This is a genomic window from Heliomarina sp. (assembly GCF_052826185.1).
Genome location: NZ_JBRBUI010000045.1, coordinates 250,648 through 267,276 on the forward strand (window position 1 = coordinate 250,648; position 16,629 = coordinate 267,276).

At 62.4% G+C, this 16,629-nt stretch carries 16 protein-coding genes; 13 read left to right on the forward strand and 3 right to left on the reverse strand.

All coding sequences use genetic code 11. The annotated features are described in order from the left end of the window. Nucleotide 1 precedes the first annotated feature (1 nt). Together ACU0FH_RS13455 and ACU0FH_RS13460 are read right to left on the reverse strand one after the other, a co-directional pair. Nucleotides 2–238, reverse strand: coding sequence for a DUF2945 domain-containing protein (locus tag ACU0FH_RS13455; RefSeq protein ID WP_446195151.1), 237 nt, complete (start codon nucleotides 236–238; stop codon nucleotides 2–4). Between the two features lie 60 nt (nucleotides 239–298). After that, nucleotides 299–943, reverse strand: coding sequence for a TetR/AcrR family transcriptional regulator (locus tag ACU0FH_RS13460; protein WP_446195153.1), 645 nt, complete (start codon nucleotides 941–943; stop codon nucleotides 299–301). Between the two features lie 116 nt (nucleotides 944–1,059). Here ACU0FH_RS13460 and ACU0FH_RS13465 point away from each other — a divergent pair, with 116 nt between their 5' ends. Further along, a complete protein-coding gene (locus ACU0FH_RS13465) occupies nucleotides 1,060–3,099 on the forward strand; it encodes an oxidoreductase (protein ID WP_446195608.1) in 2,040 nt (679 codons plus the stop codon). Here the strand turns inward: ACU0FH_RS13465 and ACU0FH_RS13470 are convergent. Then, nucleotides 3,086–4,276, reverse strand: a complete 1,191-nt coding sequence (locus ACU0FH_RS13470; protein ID WP_446195155.1) for an NAD(P)/FAD-dependent oxidoreductase — start codon at nucleotides 4,274–4,276, stop codon at nucleotides 3,086–3,088. The genes ACU0FH_RS13465 and ACU0FH_RS13470 overlap by 14 nt on opposite strands. A 132-nt stretch (nucleotides 4,277–4,408) precedes the next feature. On the opposite strand from ACU0FH_RS13470, the gene ftsW reads away from it, so the two are divergent. The 12 genes from ftsW to ftsZ all read left to right on the forward strand — a co-directional run bounded on the left by ftsW (nucleotide 4,409) and on the right by ftsZ (nucleotide 16,629). After that, nucleotides 4,409–5,575 carry a putative lipid II flippase FtsW gene (gene ftsW / locus ACU0FH_RS13475; RefSeq protein WP_446195156.1) on the forward strand — a complete coding sequence of 389 codons (1,167 nt, stop codon included), beginning with the start codon at nucleotides 4,409–4,411 and terminating at the stop codon, nucleotides 5,573–5,575. Then, complete coding sequence (murG, locus tag ACU0FH_RS13480; protein ID WP_446195157.1) at nucleotides 5,572–6,687, forward strand: undecaprenyldiphospho-muramoylpentapeptide beta-N-acetylglucosaminyltransferase; 1,116 nt, start codon at nucleotides 5,572–5,574, stop codon at nucleotides 6,685–6,687. Before ftsW ends, murG begins: the two co-directional genes overlap by 4 nt. A 17-nt stretch (nucleotides 6,688–6,704) precedes the next feature. Further along, on the forward strand, nucleotides 6,705–8,105 hold the full coding sequence (murC, locus tag ACU0FH_RS13485) for a UDP-N-acetylmuramate--L-alanine ligase (protein WP_446195609.1): 1,401 nt from the start codon (nucleotides 6,705–6,707) through the stop codon (nucleotides 8,103–8,105). 94 nt (nucleotides 8,106–8,199) lie between these two features. Then, nucleotides 8,200–8,454 carry a DUF2484 family protein gene (locus ACU0FH_RS13490; RefSeq protein ID WP_446195158.1) on the forward strand — a complete coding sequence of 85 codons (255 nt, stop codon included), beginning with the start codon at nucleotides 8,200–8,202 and terminating at the stop codon, nucleotides 8,452–8,454. After that, complete coding sequence (locus ACU0FH_RS13495) at nucleotides 8,451–8,711, forward strand: DUF2484 family protein (protein WP_446195159.1); 261 nt, start codon at nucleotides 8,451–8,453, stop codon at nucleotides 8,709–8,711. The genes ACU0FH_RS13490 and ACU0FH_RS13495 overlap by 4 nt, the downstream gene beginning before the upstream one ends. Nucleotides 8,712–8,774: 63 nt before the next feature. Next, a complete protein-coding gene (locus ACU0FH_RS13500) occupies nucleotides 8,775–9,311 on the forward strand; it encodes a hypothetical protein (protein ID WP_446195160.1) in 537 nt (178 codons plus the stop codon). Nucleotides 9,312–9,499: 188 nt separating this feature from the next. Further along, nucleotides 9,500–10,129, forward strand: coding sequence for a hypothetical protein (locus ACU0FH_RS13505; protein ID WP_446195161.1), 630 nt, complete (start codon nucleotides 9,500–9,502; stop codon nucleotides 10,127–10,129). A gap of 220 nt (nucleotides 10,130–10,349) precedes the next feature. Beyond that, nucleotides 10,350–11,273, forward strand: coding sequence for a UDP-N-acetylmuramate dehydrogenase (gene murB, locus ACU0FH_RS13510; protein ID WP_446195162.1), 924 nt, complete (start codon nucleotides 10,350–10,352; stop codon nucleotides 11,271–11,273). Between the two features lie 154 nt (nucleotides 11,274–11,427). Beyond that, nucleotides 11,428–12,306 carry a D-alanine--D-alanine ligase gene (locus ACU0FH_RS13515; RefSeq protein ID WP_446195163.1) on the forward strand — a complete coding sequence of 293 codons (879 nt, stop codon included), beginning with the start codon at nucleotides 11,428–11,430 and terminating at the stop codon, nucleotides 12,304–12,306. Continuing rightward, the gene (locus ACU0FH_RS13520) at nucleotides 12,294–13,214 is read left to right on the forward strand and encodes a cell division protein FtsQ/DivIB (RefSeq protein ID WP_446195164.1); all 921 of its coding nucleotides are present in this window, start codon (nucleotides 12,294–12,296) and stop codon (nucleotides 13,212–13,214) included. The genes ACU0FH_RS13515 and ACU0FH_RS13520 overlap by 13 nt, the downstream gene beginning before the upstream one ends. A 29-nt stretch (nucleotides 13,215–13,243) precedes the next feature. Further along, nucleotides 13,244–14,578 carry a cell division protein FtsA gene (gene ftsA / locus ACU0FH_RS13525; protein ID WP_238369303.1) on the forward strand — a complete coding sequence of 445 codons (1,335 nt, stop codon included), beginning with the start codon at nucleotides 13,244–13,246 and terminating at the stop codon, nucleotides 14,576–14,578. 422 nt (nucleotides 14,579–15,000) lie between these two features. Continuing rightward, entirely contained in the window at nucleotides 15,001–16,629 is a 1,629-nt protein-coding gene (ftsZ, locus tag ACU0FH_RS13530; protein WP_446195165.1) for a cell division protein FtsZ, read from the forward strand.

Genomic DNA, 16,629 nt, shown 5'->3' on the forward strand with positions numbered 1-16,629 from the left:
TTTATTTGTGGCGCAGTTCCGAGGCCAGTTTCAGGACCTCGTCGCCATCCTCCTGCTCGATCACGATGGCCGGATCGTCGGAAGAACCATTGCGGGTGACCTCGCTGCCCTTGATCTTGCGCGTGATCTTTTTCTCGTGGGTTTCCTTGACCCGACCCTCGGCCGTGCCTTGGCCCCAGTCCCACTCAACCTTGTCGTCGACCTTGAAACCCATGGTGGCAAACTCCCCTTTGTCCATGTCTCCCTGAACGTATGGAGTTTATTCCGGGTTCCCTGAAGCCACGCGAACGTGAGCGTGTCAGGACCGTATCGCCGCGCCCAGCCTTGCGCTGAACCGGGTCATTTCACCGGGGGAGGGGTCTTCTCCGCAGAAAGTTTTGACATAGGCGGGCACCCGCGTCAGCCGGGTCGCCAGATCCTCGCGGGTTTGCAGCGAGATATATCCGATCTGGACGAGGTAGATCGTTCGCGCACGCACATCCGCCTCGGCGTCGGAAAATCCAAAGCGCATGAACATCGCCTGCAGGGCGGCAAGCCGCACCTCATCCGCCGTCGTGACCCGCTCCTTGACCCTGTCCGATCGATGTGCCCAGCCTCGGATCGCGAAATCGAACCGGGGGTCGAAAGCGTTTTCGTCGATAAAAGCGGCTGTGACGTTCAGGACTGCCTCGGCAATGGTTTCGGCATAAGCCTCGCAGGCATCGGTCAGGGCGCCGGTATTCGAATTGTCCCAGTCGTCGAGCAGCGCGTCGAGCAGGGCTGCGCGATCCTTGAAGAACCAGTAAAAGCTGGTGCGCGACAGTTTCAGCGTGCTCGCCAGCGGCTGGATCTTGACTGCATCCACCCCGTTTTCCAGCAGTGCCGACTTGGCGGCGGTCATCCAGACCTCGCGCGAACCGCGCCAGCCGCTCTTGGCATCCTCTGATGAAACCGCATCCTGCATGGGCAAGTCATAGCCAGCGCGTCTGACGGCGACAAGAGAAATGAACACTGATGAACTTAAACTTGACATAGATGAACATTTTCGAAATCGTCGGCGCAACGCCACAGGAGATGCCCATGTCTGCCGATCCGCTCCTACAGCCGTTTCAGTTGAAACACCTGACCCTCAGAAACCGGCTGATGATTACGAGCCACGAGCCCGCCTATCCCGAGGATGGCTTGCCCAAGGATCGCTATCGCGCTTATCACGCAGAGCGGGCAAAGGCAGGCATCGCGCTTACGATGACCGCCGGATCGGCCTCGGTCGCACGGGATAGTCCGCCCGCCTTCAACAACATCCTCGCGTGGAAGGATGAGGTCGTCGGCTGGATGAAAAAGCTGGTCGATGAATGTCACGATCACGGCTCGGCGGTGATGATCCAGCTAACCCATCTGGGGCGACGCACCCGATGGGACGTGGGCGACTGGTTACCCGTGGTTTCGGCCAGCCCCGAGCGTGAACCGGCCCACCGCGCCTTCCCCAAGCGGATCGAGGACTGGGACATCGCCCGGATCATCGAGGATTATGCCGATGCTGCCGAGCGTATGCAGGCGGCAGGTCTCGACGGGATCGAGCTGGAATCCTATGGCCACCTGATGGATTCATTCTGGTCGCCGCTGACCAACGATCTGGACGGGCCTTATGGCGCGGATAGTCTTGATAACCGGATGCGGTTCTCCTTTGACGTGCTGCGCGCAATCCGCAAGCGGGTCGGCGATGAATTCATCGTCGGCATTCGCTACGTCGGGGATGAGATGCTCGCGGGTGGGATTGCGAAGGCCGAGGGGATGGAGATTTCCCGCCGTCTCAAGGACAGCGGGCTGGTGGATTTCCTGAACGTGATCCGGGGCCATATCGAAACTGACGCGGCCCTGACCAACGTGATTCCGGTGCAGGGCATGGCGAGCGCGCCTCACCTTGATTTCGCAGGGGATATCCGCGCGGAAACCAAGTTTCCGACCTTTCACGCGGCCAAGATTCAGGACGTGGCGACGGCGCGGCACGCGGTGGCCAGCGGCAAGCTCGACATGGTCGGCATGACACGCGCCCATATGGCCGACCCACATATCGTTGCCAAGATCATGCGCGGCGAGGAAGGCCGCATTCGCCCCTGCGTCGGCGCGAATTACTGCCTCGACCGGATTTACCAGGGCGGCATGGCGCTTTGCCTTCACAACCCGTCGACAGGGCGTGAGCTGGAACAGCCGCATGAAATCGCAAAGGCGGATACCCCCCGCCGTTTCGTGATCGTCGGGGCAGGTCCGGCCGGGCTGGAAGCCGCCCGCGTGGCAGCCTCGCGCGGACACGAGGTGATCGTGCATGAGGCAGCCAACGATCCCGGCGGGCAGGTGCGCCTGACCGCCCAGACCCCGCGCCGGGCCGAGATGATCCAGCTGATCCAGTGGCGTTTCGAGGAATGCGAAAAGCTGGGCGTCACCTTTCGTTTCAACAGTTTCGCGGATGCGGCCACGGTGATGGATGAAAATCCCGACGTGGTGATCGTCGCGACCGGCGGTATCGCCCATACCGAGATCCTGCCGCAGGGCAACGATCTTGTCGTTTCTGCATGGGACATCCTTTCAGGCGACGTGCAGCCCGGCTCGAACGTGCTGATCTATGACGACGCCGGCGATCAGGCGGCCTTGCAGGCGGCAGAGAAAATCGCTTCGACCGGTGCCAAAGTCGAGATCATGACGCGCGACCGGGTGTTTTCGCCTGAGGTCATGGGCATGACCCTGACCCCGGCAATGTGGGCGCTGCAACCGCTGGACGTGACCTTTACCGTGACATGGAAGCTCGAGTCGGTGGCGCGTGAGGGCAACGGATTAAAGGCCACGATCGGCACGGATTACAGCGATGTGACCCGCGAAAGGCTGGTCGATCAGGTGGTGGTCAACCATGGCACCGCGCCGCTCGAAGACCTGTATTTCGACCTGCGCGAGTCCTCGCGCAATCTGGGCGAGGTGGATTATGATGCGCTGATCGCCGGAGCCCCGCAAGAAGTGTCGCGCCAGCCGGACGCGGCTTTCCAGCTTTTCCGGATCGGGGATGCGGTGGCGGCCCGCAACACCCACGCGGCCATCTACGACGCGCTGCGGCTGGTCAGGACCCTGTAGCGCGGGTGCGGATCGCCGTGCCCGCCGCATAGCCCGAGGACCACGCCCATTGGAAATTATATCCGCCGAGCCAGCCGGTTACGTCCACCGCTTCACCTATGGCGTAAAGGCCGGGAACGGATTTGGCCTCCATCGTCTTTGACGAAAGCCCATCCGTGTCGATGCCGCCCAGTGTAACCTCGGCGGTGCGATACCCTTCGCTGCCCGACGGGGTCAGGTGCCAGTCGCGCAGGGCATCGCATATGCCGCGCAGCGCCGCGTCGGACTGGTCGGCAAGGTTTCCCGATAGGTCCAGTACCCCGGCAAGGTGATCGACAAGCCGGGCGGGCAGGGCACGGGCAAGCTCGGTTGTCAGCGCTTTGCGCCCCGAAATCTGGCGTGTGTCCCGCAGGCTGTCGAAAAGTTTGCCCTCGGGGTCGAGATCGACGCGGATCTCTTCGCCCTCGCGCCAGTAAGACGAAATCTGCAGTACCGATGGCCCGGACAGCCCGCGATGGGTGAACAGAAGCGCTTCGTCAAACCCGGCGCGATCATTGGACAGCCGCGCGGGGAGGGCGACTCCCGCAAGGCCGCTGAACCGTTCTGGCGGAAAGGTGAACGGCACAAGCCCCGGCCGGGTCTCGGTCACGTCCAGCCCGAATTTTCGTGCAATATCATAGGCAAGGCCGGTCGCGCCCATCTTGGGGATCGACTTGCCGCCGGTGGCCAGAACAAGGTTGCGACACGAAATCGAAACGCGCTTTCCTTCGCGGTCGAGGTCGAGCGTAAACCCCTCGGGGCCATGACGGACCGACATCACCGCCGTGTGCAGCCACAGCTCGGCCCCGGTCTTTTCCATCTCATCCCGCAGCATCCGGATGATCTGGGTCGCCTTGCCGTCGCAAAACAACTGCCCCAACGTCTTTTCATGCCACGCGATCCCGTGGCGCGTGACAAGATCGATGAAATCCCACTGGGTATAGCGCGCCAAAGCCGATTTGGCGAAATGCGGGTTCTGCGACAGAAAGTTTTCCGGCGCGGCGTACATATTGGTGAAATTGCAGCGCCCGCCGCCCGAAATACGGATCTTTTCGCCCGGATTTCGGGCATGGTCGACGACCAGCGTGTCCGGCCCGCCATGGGAGGCACACATCATCCCGGCCGCACCTGCACCGATTATGATCGTTTCACGTCTCATCTGTCCGCGCTGTCGCGCGATTTCATGGGCATGGCAAGAGGAAGAGGCTGGCGGCATCGGAATTTTCGATGTAGCCTTAAGGGTGAGACCCCGAAAAGGGGCGCATTGAGGCAGATATAAACGGCGGGAACCATGACTGAGATGGTGTATGGCGCTGTCCCTGAACGGGGCGGCGAACCAATTGTTCCAAAATGGTGGCGGACGCTCGATAAATGGTCGATGTCCTGCGTGCTTGGACTGTTTGTCATCGGGCTGCTTCTCGGGCTCGCCTCCTCTCCGCCGCTTGCTGCGCGCAACGGGCTTGAACCTTTCCATTACGTTCAGCGTCAGGCGTTCTTTGGCGGCCTTGCGCTGATTGTCATGCTGCTCACCTCGATGATGTCGCCGGTGATGGTGCGCCGCCTTGCTGTGGTCGGCTTCCTCGGCGCGTTTGTCGCGGTCGCACTGCTGCCGTTTCTGGGTACCGATTTCGGCAAGGGCGCGATGCGCTGGTACAGCCTTGGATTTGCAAGCGTCCAGCCGTCGGAATTCCTTAAACCCGGCTTCATCGTGGCCGCTGCGTGGATGCTGGCCGCCAGCCAGGAAATCAACGGTCCTCCGGGCAAACTCTGGTCCTTTTCGCTTTGCGTCGCCATCGTGCTGATGCTGGCGATGCAGCCCGATTTCGGACAGGCCTGCCTTGTGATGTTCGGCTGGGGAGTGATGTATTTCGTGGCCGGCGCGCCGATGGTTCTGCTGGTCGGAATGGCGGGGCTTGTGGTGCTGGGCGGCACCATCGCCTATTCCAATTCCGAACACTTTGCCCGGCGGATCGACGGGTTCCTTTCCCCCGATCTCGACCCAACCACCCAGCTTGGCTATGCGACCAACGCGATCCGCGAAGGCGGTCTCTTTGGCGTAGGCGTGGGCGAGGGGCAGGTGAAATGGTCGCTCCCCGATGCGCATACCGATTTCATCATTGCCGTGGCAGCCGAGGAATACGGCCTGATCCTCGTGCTGGTGATCATTTCGCTCTACGCGCTGATCGTCACCCGCTCGCTGTTCCGGCTGATGCGCGAGCGTGACCCGTTCATCCGGCTGGCCGGAACCGGGCTGGCCTGCATCTTTGGTGTGCAGGCGATGATCAACATGGGCGTTGCCGTTCGTCTGCTGCCCGCAAAGGGCATGACCTTGCCGTTCGTCAGCTACGGCGGTTCGTCCCTGATTGCCGGGGGCATCGCGCTCGGCATGCTGCTCGCCTTTACCCGCTCGCGCCCGCAGGGCGAAATCGCCGATATCCTGCGTGGTCGCGGCAGATGAGCCAACCCTTGCTGATTATCGCCGCAGGCGGCACCGGCGGGCACATGTTCCCGGCGCAGGCGCTGGCCGAAGCCATGCTGAAACGCGGCTGGCGCGTGCGCTTGTCGACGGATGCTCGCGGCGCGCGCTACACGGGTGCCTTCCCCGAAGAGACCGAGATCGTCGAGGTCGCCAGTGCCACTTTCGCGCGCGGCGGAGCGATGCAACGTGCGATGGTCGCGCCGCGCATCGCGGCGGGCGTCATCGCTTCGGCATGGCGGATGTTTCGTGACAAGCCTGCGGTTGTCGTGGGCTTTGGCGGCTATCCGTCGATCCCGGCGCTTGCCGCCGCGACCCTGCTGAAACTGCCGCGCATGATCCATGAACAGAATGGCGTGCTTGGGCGCGTGAACGAAGTCTTCGCCTCGCGCGTGGCCCATGTGGCCTGTGGCGTCAAACCGACCAAGCTGCCACCGACGGCTCATGGCGTGCATACCGGCAACCCCGTGCGCGGCGCCGTGCTAGACCGGGCAGGGGCCAGCTATATCCCGCCCGGCGACTACCCGATGTCGTTGCTGGTCATGGGCGGATCGCAAGGCGCACGCATCCTCTCCGACGTGGTGCCCGAGGCGATCACCCGCCTGCCAGAGCCGATACGCAGCAACCTGCGCGTCAGCCATCAGGCCCGCGCCGAAGATGTGGAGCGGGTCACCGAGGCCTATGCCGAGGCCGACATCCGCGCCGACGTAAAGACCTTCTTCAACGATATTCCCAGCCGCATGGCCGAGGCACAGCTTGTGATCTCGCGCGCGGGGGCGTCTTCGATCGCCGATCTGACGGTGATCGGGCGGCCCTCGATCCTGATCCCTTTTGCCGCTGCCGCCGGCGATCACCAGACCGCCAATGCGCGCGGGCTGGTGGATGCGGGCGCGGCGATCCTGATCCCCGAACGCCTCCTCAACGCGGAATCCCTTACCGCGCAGATCGCGAGTCTGCTTGAAAACCCCGCCGCCTCGTTGCAGATGGCCAACGCCGCCCTTTCCGTCGGCGCTCCGGATGCAACGGAACGTCTTGTCGCCCTTGTCGACGCCCTTGCTACGAACGCTGAGCCCGGAAGGAAGGTTATGAAATGATGGATGGAAGCCTGATCATGCAAGCTGCAACCAAACTCCCTCTCGATATCGGCCCGATTCATTTCGTCGGCATCGGCGGCATCGGCATGTCCGGCATCGCCGAAGTGCTGCTGGATCACGGCTACACGGTGCAGGGCTCTGACCTGAAGGCCTCGAGAATCACCCAGCGTCTGGAACAGCTTGGCGCCACCATCTTCGAAGGTCAAAAGGCCGAGAACCTCGAAAACGCCGAGGTCGTCGTGATCTCTTCGGCGATCAAGACCGGCAATGCCGAGCTGGACGAGGCCCGCCGCCGTGGTCTGCCCGTCGTGCGCCGCGCTGAAATGCTGGCCGAGCTGATGCGGCTCAAGTCCAACGTGGCCGTGGCCGGAACCCACGGTAAAACCACCACGACAACCATGGTGGCGACCCTGCTAGACGCGGGCAATTTCGACCCGACCGTGGTCAACGGCGGCATCATCCACGCTTATGACTCGAACGCGCGGCTGGGCGAGGGCGAATGGATGGTCGTCGAAGCCGATGAATCCGACGGCACCTTCAACCGTCTGCCCGCCACCATCGCCATCGTTACCAATATCGACCCCGAACATATGGAGCACTGGGGCAGTTTCGATGCCCTGCGCGACGGATTCTACGATTTCGTCTCGAATATCCCCTTCTACGGTCTGGCGGTCTGCTGCACCGATCACGAAGAGGTTCAGCGTCTCGTCGGCCGGATCACCGACCGCCGCGTCGTCACCTACGGTTTCAATGCGCAGGCCGATGTGCGCGCGGTTAACCTGAAATATGAAAACGGCGTCGCCCATTTCGACATCGCGCTCCAGGCCGATGAAATGGTGATCGAGGGTTGCTCCCTGCCGATGCCCGGCGATCACAACGTCTCCAACGCGCTTTCAGCCGTGGCCGTGGCACGCCATCTCGGCATGAAGGCCGAGGAAATCCGCGCCGCGCTGGCCACTTTCTCAGGCGTCAATCGCCGCTTTACCCGCGTGGGCGAGGTCGAGGGCGTTACCATCATCGACGACTATGGCCACCACCCGGTGGAAATCGCCGCCGTGCTGAAAGCCGCGCGCCAGGCCACTGAGGGCCGCGTCATCGCCGTGCACCAGCCGCACCGCTACTCCCGCCTCTCCTCGCTCTTCGACGATTTCTGCAGCTGCTTCAACGAGGCGGATGTGGTCGCCATCGCCGAAGTCTACGCGGCAGGCGAAGACCCGATCCCCGGCGCCTCGCGAGATGACCTCGTGGCCGGCCTGATCCGCCACGGCCACCGCCACGCCCGCGCCATCGTCTCCGAGGAAGACCTGACGCGACTGGTCCGCGAACAGGCCAAACCGGGTGATATGGTGGTCTGCCTCGGGGCAGGGACGATCAGCACCTGGGCCAACGCGCTCCCCGCGCGTCTGAAAGAAGCCTAGTGCCGGGAGCGGTCATCCCATTGCGGCACGCCTTGCAGCGCGCACAACGGGCACCCGGCGTGGTGCACGGGCCGCAGCAGCGGGAGTGTGACCAGTGAACGCCGTCATCCTTCTTGCAGTCCTCTGGGTCTTTGCCGCCACCGCCGTCGCCCTCCTGCCGATGCGGCTGCAGATGAATCCCGGTTTGGCACTGCTGATCGCCGCCCCGGTCCTGATCGGGGCAATCACACTCGAATTCGGATGGCTCGCGGGCATTGCCGCTCTTGCCGGCTTTCTCTCGATGTTCCGCCACCCGCTGCGCTATTTCTGGCGCAAATGGCGCGGACAGGAAACCGGGGTGCCGGAATGAGCCTCTCCCTCATCCTCGCCGCACTCTGGGCACTCGCGGCAAACCTGATCGCCATGCTGCCCAGCCGCGACTACCACTGGCGCGCGGCCTATGTACTCATCGCCATCGGCATCCCGATCCTCGGTTATGTCACTTGGCAGAACGGCCCCTTGATCGGCCTCCTGATCCTCGTCATGGGGATGAGCGTCCTGCGCTGGCCCGTCATCTACCTCACCCGCTGGATCAGGAGCCGCGCGAACGGGACACCGGACGTTTGAAAACCGCTTGGGCGACCGCAATAAAGATTGAAATCAAGACCCTGCCGGTCAAGACTGGCCGGAATGGTGGAAATCGCGGACATCAAGGACAGAGATAGCCTGCAAGAATGGCTGGAAGACCGTTCCAGAGAGGAATGTATCCAGATCGCCACGCGCGCAGCCCTTAGGGTGTTACCTTTGTTCTGGGAGTGGAGCCTGACAGAGCCCGCGCAGAAGCATAGAATAACGGCGCTTCCGGTGTTGAGGTGTTTGCTTATCTCGCGGCTGGCTGGCAAGGGAATAGACGAAACGCAGGCTGATGCTAACGTCGCTGCCGGCGCAGTTGCTGATCCTTCAGTTGTCTACGAAGAGATTGCTCACTTAGCCGCTACAGCCGCATACACCTCGGCAAGAATCAACCTGTACGCTGTTGATGCTGCTAAGGAGGCCGTGACCGCTGTCAATGTCGCTGCAACAGCTGCAGGAAAAGATGCCAACATTATCGGATTAACTAAATCGGACTGTAAGGACCGGAAATCTGGGCCTATTGGGTCAAATGGTACGAGGACATCCTTGCCGGAAAAACGCCGAACTGGCCACTGGAACAAAAAATCGCGCTGATCGAGGACGAGGTTTGGAAGGCCGGGCCAGAGGCGGCTGCCGAAGCGATAAAAGAAATTCAACTGGATCTAGCTGTCGGATCAACCCGGAATGCGGAACGCATAGTCGAAGATCCGCAAACCCATAAGCTGAAGCTCGAAGCTGTATCGGATTTGGGGCAAGGCACGGCTGCCGATATTCAGGCCAAGATGACGTATGCCGCTGATACATTCGCGGGCCAGGGCGGAGACAACGGCCCCTATGCGGTATTGATGCCCGAGGTCGAATTGCTGCGTAAAGTCGCGAAACTCAGCAATCCCCGCCCCATGCAATTATATGATACCTGTCGCCGGGCGGAACGGCGGACGCACAAACGGGTCTCAATAGGGGAATGCCCGGATAGCGACCCGCTGATCGAAGACTTTCTCGAGCAATTGCAGGAAGCAGCGCTCGACGTTGCGGGCGCAAACGATGATGTGGGTGAAACGGTAGCTCTCCGCGCTCAGATGAAAATGCGTCAAGAGCCATCAGATGCATCCGCGCTTCTCACCGTTGCTGCGGATGAGATTGCTGAGCTATCCGAGGGCGATCTGGCAGAAGAACTGCCCGAAGACGCCCGTATCGCAACGGATGAAAATCAACCGGAAGAAGCGCGCCGAACGGCGTTGTACAAGGTCGCCAGCAGAACATTGCGGGTGCATCGCGGCGCGCGTCAGGCCTTGTCCGAGGTTCACGATGTCAGCAAGGATGTCGCTGGACTATCAAAGAATGCGGGCATTATCGTATCGTCGTCAGTGGCGATACAGGCTGCAGTGAACTATTTGCTCTCGCTGCTATAAGGCATGGTTTCGCGGCGTACCCGACGCCGCGCAAGCAACAGTTCCACCAACCCGCACTTCTTTGGGTCCAAAATATCCCGGGGAGTCGCCCGCAGGGCGGCGGGGCAGAGCCCCTTCCGACACCAGCCTCACACGGCAAGACATGGCACAGGTCCCACTGGCAATTCCGCGACCATCTGTTGTAGGGAAGGCCCAACCGATCCGAAGTGAAAGATCCGCCTTGTCCGCTCCCGACTTGCCCACTCCCCGAGGAACCCTAACCTCGAACCGTTCGCTCTCAGACCTGACATGGTTGCGCGTCGGTGGACCGGTCGACTGGCTTTTCCAGCCCGCCGATGCCGAGGATCTGGCAGACTTCCTCGCGCAGCTCGACCCCGCCATCCCGGTCTTCCCGATGGGCGTCGGGTCCAATCTGATCGTGAGGGACGGTGGTCTGCGGGGCGTGGTGATCCGCCTTGGGCGTGGCTTCAACCGGATCGAGATCGACGGGCTGACCGTCACCGCAGGCGCGGCGACGCTCGATGCGCATGTGGCGCGCAAGGCAGCGGACCGGGGCGTGGATCTCACCTTTCTGCGCACCATCCCCGGCTCCATTGGCGGCGCGATGCGCATGAACGCGGGCTGCTACGGGCGCTACATGGCGGATGTTCTGGTCTCGGCCACGGCCATTACTCGTGAGGGGCAAATCGTGACCCTGACGCCCGAGGACTTCTCCTTTGGCTATCGCCATTCCACCCTTCCGGCTGGCGCGGTGCTGATATCGGCCAGGCTCAGGGGCGAGGCGGGTGAACCCGAAAAGCTGCACGCGCTGATGCAGGAGCAGCTTGATCGCCGTGATGCCTCGCAACCCACCAAGGATCGCTCCGCCGGGTCCACCTTTCGCAACCCGGCCGGTTTTTCCTCGACGGGCCGCGCGGATGACAGCCATGAACTCAAGGCATGGAAGGTCATCGACGACGCCGGTCTGCGCGGCGCCCGGCTTGGCGGGGCGCAGATGAGCGAAAAACACCCGAATTTCCTGATCAACACCGGCAACGCAACAGCCGCGGATCTCGAATCACTTGGCGAAGACGTGCGAAAAAAGGTTTACGAGTCCAGTGGCATAACGCTAGAGTGGGAAATCATGCGGGTCGGTGATCCGTAAGCATTCCCTTCCTCGGCGCGTCCATAAAATCAGGCAGAAATCCGGGCGCGTCACAGCAGGAAACCAACCGAAAGGGTCAATATAGGCCCGCGGAACATTGAGGCACTTCACGTTGGGTCAGTCGAGCAGGACACCCCGGAAAGTGGCGGTATTGATGGGCGGACTCTCGGCCGAGCGCGAGGTGTCCCTGTCCTCGGGGCGCGAATGCGCTACCGCACTTAGGGGCGAAGGATACGAGGTCGTCGAGATCGACGCGGCCGCAGATCTGGCCGCGCGGCTGATCGAGGTCGCCCCCGATGTCGTCTTCAACGCGCTGCACGGGCGCTGGGGCGAGGACGGCTGCGTGCAGGGCATGCTCGAATGGCTCCGCATTCCCTATACCCATTCCGGTGTGCTGGCTTCGGCGCTGGCGATGGACAAGCAGCGCTCAAAGGCTGCTTTCGCCAGTGCGGGCCTGCCAGTCGTGCATTCGGTACTCGAGGACAAGGCCACTGTGATGCAACGTCACGTGATCGAGCCGCCCTACGTGGTTAAGCCGAACAGCGAAGGCTCCTCGGTCGGGATCTATTTCGTGCACGAAGCTGCCAACGGTCCGCCGCAGCTCGACGATCACATTCCCGATCAGGTGATGGTCGAAACCTATGCGCCGGGGCGCGAAATGACGACGACGGTGATGGGCGATCAGGCCCTGACCGTCACAGATATCCTGACCGACGGCTGGTACGATTACGACGCCAAGTACAAGCCGGGCGGGTCGCGCCATGTGGTACCCGCCGAGATACCGCAGGAGATCTTCGACCTGTGTCTCGACTATGCCCTGCGCGCGCATCAGGCGCTGGGATGCCGGGGCGTTTCAAGAACCGATTTCCGCTGGGATGAAACCCGGGGCGCCGATGGTCTCATCCTGCTCGAGGTGAATACCCAGCCGGGCATGACGCCGACATCGCTCAGCCCCGAACAGGCCGAAATCGCGGGCCATTCCTTTGGCGCGCTCTGCCGCTGGCTGGTCGAGGATGCCTCATGCGACAGATAATGCGTCCGAAACAGGTTCGCCGCCAGCGCAGCGACCCGGCACCCTCGCGGTTAAGCTACCGTATTCAGCGATGGATGCTGACGCCTGGTATCCGTATGGCGCTGCGCCTTGGCATCCCCTTCGTGCTCGTCTTTGCTGTTGTTTCCGCTTATCTGGCCGATGCGGACCGTCGCGCCGCGATCCAGACCACCATCGCCGATATCCGCACCAGCATCGAAGAACGTCCCGAATTCATGGTCTCACTGATGGCCATCGACGGGGCAGGGCCGGCGCTGGCCGACGAGATCCGCGCCGTGTTCCCCATCGACTTTCCGATCTCTTCCTTCGATCTCGACATCGAAACCATGCGCGACACGATTGCCGGGCTGGACCCGGTGAAATCTGCCATCGTGCGCATCCGTCCGGGTGGCGTGCTGCAGGTGGATGTGGTGGAACGCCAGCCGGTGGTGATCTGGCGGTCGCGCAAGGGGCTGGCGCTGCTGGATGAAACCGGCACCTTCATCAACACGCTGACAAGCCGTACCGAACGGCCCGACCTGCCGCTGATCCTTGGCAAAGGTGCCAACCAGAACGTGGCCGAGGCGCTGGCTCTGTTCCAGGCGGCAAAGCCGCTGGGTGACCGGATGCGCGGGATCGTACGGATCGGCGAACGGCGCTGGGATGTCGCGCTCGACCGCGATCAGGCCATCATGCTGCCCGCGCAGCAGCCGGTTTCGGCGCTACAACGGGTCATCGCGCTGAGCGAGGCGCAGGACATGCTATCGCGTGACGTGGCCGTGGTCGACATGCGCATCGGAGCGCGCCCCACGTTGCGCATGACCCCCGAGGCGGTCAAGGACTGGTGGCATATCAGGGAAATTAACGGGCGCGAACGTGAACGGCGGATCGCAGAGACAAGTGGGCACTAAGACCCCAATAAAGAAACGGGCAGTATTCGATGATTGATCTTTACCAATCCCAACGGGCGATGCGGCAGATGCGCCAGCAGGCGCTGCAACGCGGTGTCATTGCGATTCTCGACGTCGGCAGTTCCAAGATTGCCTGCCTGGTCCTGCGGTTCGACGGGACGAGCAAGCTGTCGGATGACAACTCTATCGGCGCTCTCGCCGGGCAGTCGGGCTTCCGTGTGGTCGGCGCAGCGACGACACGCTCGCGCGGGGTGCAGTTCGGCGAAATCACCGCGATGCAGGAAACCGAACGCGCCATTCGTACGGCGCTTCAGGCCGCCCAGAAAATGGCTGAGCTGCGCGTCGATCACGTCATTGCCTGTTTCTCGGGCGCCAACCCGCGATCCTACGGTCTGGATGCCGAGGTCGAACTCGAAGGAAACGTGGTTACCGAGAACGAGGTCGCCCGCGTACTCGCCGCCTGCGACGTGCCGGAATACGGGGCAGGGCGGGAAGTGCTGCACGCCCAGCCGGTGAATTTCGCGCTCGACAACCGGACCGGCCTGAACGACCCGCGCGGCCAGCTGGGCCAGTCGCTGACCGTGGATATGCATATGCTGACGGTGGATGGCGATGCGATCCAGAACCTCGTCCATTGCATCAAGCGCTGCGATCTCGAACTGGCCGGGATCGCCAACTCTGCTTATGTCGCGGGGATTTCGGCGCTTGTCGAAGACGAACAGGAACTGGGTGCGGCCTGTGTCGATATGGGCGGCGGGTCGACCTCGGTGTCGATTTTCCTCAAGAAACACATGATCTATGCCGACTGTGTGCGCATGGGCGGCGATCACGTCACGCAGGACATCTCGATGGGGCTGGGCGTGCCGATGGCCAATGCCGAGCGCATCAAGACCTTTTACGGTGGTGTCCACGCAACGGGTATGGATGACCGCGAGATGATCGAGATCGGTGGCGATACCGGCGATTACGAACACGACCGACGCCGCGTCAGCCGAGCCGAACTGATCGGCATCATGCGCCCCCGCGTCGAAGAGATCCTCGAAGAAGTCCGCGCACGTCTTGATGCGGCCGGGTTCAGCCATCTGCCAAGCCAGCAGATCGTCCTGACCGGGGGCGGCAGCCAGACACCGGGTCTGGACGGACTGGCGACCCGCATCCTTGGTCAGCAGGTGCGGCTTGGCCGTCCGCTTCGCGTTCATGGCCTGCCGCAATCGGCGACTGGGCCGGGGTTCGCCTCGGCAGTCGGGCTCGCGCTTTTCGCGGCCCATCCGCAGGACGAATGGTGGGATTTCGAGATTCCGGTCGACCGCTATGCCGGGCGCTCTATCAAGCGCGCCGTGAAATGGTTCCGCGATAACTGGTAAAAGCCGGGTTAAGCCGTGGGCGAAAAAGCGGAATTTTTCATCCTGACAGCCCGGATTTTCGTCGAATCACAGTGACCGCCCCGGCGGGATCTGCTAGTCTTAACGAAAGGTCCAAAGAGACCAATAGGTTGGCCGAGCAGTCATCCTGACATCCATAGGTTGCACCGTCGCGACGGTGTCCTGATTCTCCATCTGCGACCGTCGCGTTGCCGATCCTGTTGTGGCGCTTGCGTAACAGCCCGCAACATCTTGGAGTGTTGGCAAAATACCGCCTGCTCAACCGGCTGGTAACCCATATTTTGTATGATTCACCGTTTTTGAGGTGACGTCGGGGGTGCTTCGCGATATTGTTCTTCTAAATATAGCTGTCCGGCAGAGGCGGCACGCAATTTGAACCGATAATGACAGGCGGAAAACAGGATATGACTTTGAATCTCTCGATGCCCGGACAGGAAGATCTGAAACCCCGTATTACCGTCTTTGGTGTGGGCGGCGCGGGAGGCAATGCCGTCAACAACATGATCGAAAAGCAGCTCGACGGGGTCGAGTTCGTGGTCGCCAACACCGACGCGCAGGCGCTTCAGCAAAGCGCCGCGACCGCCCGTATCCAGATGGGCGTGAAAGTCACCGAAGGTCTGGGCGCAGGCGCACGTGCCACGGTTGGTGCGGCTGCTGCCGAAGAAAGCATCGAGGAAATCGTCGACCACCTTGCAGGGGCGCATATGTGCTTTATCACGGCGGGGATGGGCGGCGGCACCGGGACGGGTGCCGCGCCGATCATCGCGCAGGCCGCCCGCGAACTGGGCGTGCTGACCGTTGGCGTCGTGACCAAGCCCTTCCAGTTCGAAGGTGCCAAGCGGATGCGTCAGGCCGAAGACGGCGTCGAAGCGCTGCAAAAGATGGTCGACACGCTGATCATCATCCCGAACCAGAACCTGTTCCGCCTTGCCAACGAAAAGACCACCTTCACCGAGGCCTTCTCGATGGCCGATGACGTGCTCTACCAAGGCGTCAAGGGCGTGACCGACCTGATGGTCCGTCCGGGTCTCATCAACCTCGACTTTGCCGACGTCCGCGCCGTGATGGACGAAATGGGCAAGGCTATGATGGGTACGGGCGAAGCCGAGGGCGAAGATCGCGCCATTCAGGCCGCCGAAAAGGCCATCGCGAACCCGCTGCTCGACGAAATCTCGCTACGCGGTGCCAAGGGCGTGCTGATCAACATCACTGGCAGCCACGACCTGACCCTGTTCGAACTGGACGAAGCGGCCAACCGCATCCGCGAAGAGGTCGACCCGGACGCGAACATCATCGTCGGCTCCACGCTGGACACGGCGATGGAAGGCATCATGCGCGTAAGCGTCGTCGCCACCGGCATCGACGCGACCGAGGTTTCCGAGGTTCCGGTACCGCGCCGTTCCATGTCGCAGCCGCTGAAAAAGACCGTCAGCACCGAAGAGCCCGTCGAAGCCGAGCCGCAGGTCGCAGCCGAGGTCGTCGAAGAGCCGACCCTCTTCGAAGCACCCCGCGCCGTGGAAGCGCCCGCGCCGGTCGAAGCGCCCGAGCCTGTGCATCAGGAAGTCGCCGCTCAGGAAGACGACGGTCTGCCGCCGCCGGCCTATCGCCCCACCATGCCGGCGTTCCAGCCGCGCAATGACATGATGGACGAAGACGACAGCACGCCGGATACGTTCGTCGCGCCCCGCGCACCGGCCCCCGGCACCCCGTCGCCCGAAGCGCTGCAGCGTCTTCAGGCCGCAGCCGCCGCGCAACGTCCGGCATCTGACCAGCAGGCACCGCAGCGCACGCCCGACCTGAACGAGCGCGTCGCTGCCGCGGCCGAGCGCAAGGGCTTTGGCATCAACTCCCTGATCAACCGGATGACCGGTCACGCCGGGGACACGCCGCAGCAGCCGGAACGCAACATCAAACCGGTGCGTCAGCAGCCGTCGATGAACACGAGAGAAACCGCCGCACGGGCCGAACAAGAGCCTGACAATGACCAGGAACGGATCGAAATTCCCGCTTTCCTGCGTCGCCAGGCAAATTAA